Here is a 1058-nt window from a genome sequence, read left to right as displayed (position 1 = left end):
CGGCAGGCCCTTGAGCGAATACAGCGCTTCCGTGAAGTAACCCTGCAGCTCGGCGGCGCGGGTCAGCAAGCCTTCTTCCTGGTAGGTTTCCAGCGTGGCCAAGCCGGCCGCGCAGGCCAGCGGGTGCGCCGAGTAGGTGTAGCCGTGGAAGAACTCGATCAGGTGCTCGGGCCCCTGCATGAACGTGTCATAGACCGACTGCTTGGCGATCACGGCGCCCATCGGCACGCAGCCGTTGGTCAGGCCCTTGGCGGCGGTGATCAGGTCCGGCGTGACGCCGAAGGTCTGCGCGCCGAAGGCCGAGCCGGTGCGGCCGAAGCCGGTGATGACCTCGTCGAAGATCAGCAGGATGCCGTGCTGGTCGCAGATCTGGCGCAGCTTGTTCAGGTAGCCGACCGGGGGGATCAGCACGCCGGTGGAGCCGGCGACCGGCTCGACGATCACCGCGGCGATCGTCGACGCGTCGTGCAGCGCGATCAGGCGTTCCAGGTCTTCGGCGATCTCGGCGCCGTTGGCCGGCTGGCCCTTGCTGAATGCATTGCGCGCCGGATCATGGGTGTGGCGGATGTGGTCGACGCCGCCGAGCATCGTGCCGAACATCTTGCGGTTGGCGACCATGCCGCCGACCGAGATGCCGCCGAAATTGACACCGTGGTAGCCGCGCTCACGGCCTATCAGCCGGGTGCGTTGGCCTTCGCCGCGGACGCGGTGGTAGGCCAGGGCCATCTTCAGCGCGGTGTCCACCGACTCGGAGCCCGAGTTGGTGAAGAAGACCTTGTTCATGCCGGCCGGCGCGAGCTCGGCCACCTTGTGCGCCAGCTCGAAAGCCTTCGGGTGCGCCATCTGGAAGGGCGGCGCGTAGTCCAGCTCGGCCGCCTGCTCGGCGATGGCCTTGACGATCTTCGGCCGCGCATGGCCGGCGTTGACGCACCACAGGCCGGCGACGCCGTCGAGCACCTGGCGGCCGTCGTCGGTCCAGAAATGCATGCCCGACGCTTTGGTGAACAACCGCGGGGCCTTCTTGAACTGGCGGTTGGCCGTGAACGGCATCCAGTAGG

At 67.7% G+C, this 1058-nt stretch carries 1 protein-coding gene; it reads right to left on the bottom strand.

Annotation, left to right across the window (positions count from 1 at the left end):
• Positions 1–1058: omega-aminotransferase AptA (aptA, locus tag AC1DYI_RS36680; RefSeq protein ID WP_477208998.1), on the bottom strand; the 1058-nt coding region annotated here is incomplete at both ends.

The organism is Ideonella sp. P3_A4, from assembly GCF_056403075.1.
The sequence above is the reverse complement of the archived record's forward strand: the minus strand, read 5'-3'. Positions and strand labels throughout refer to the sequence as shown.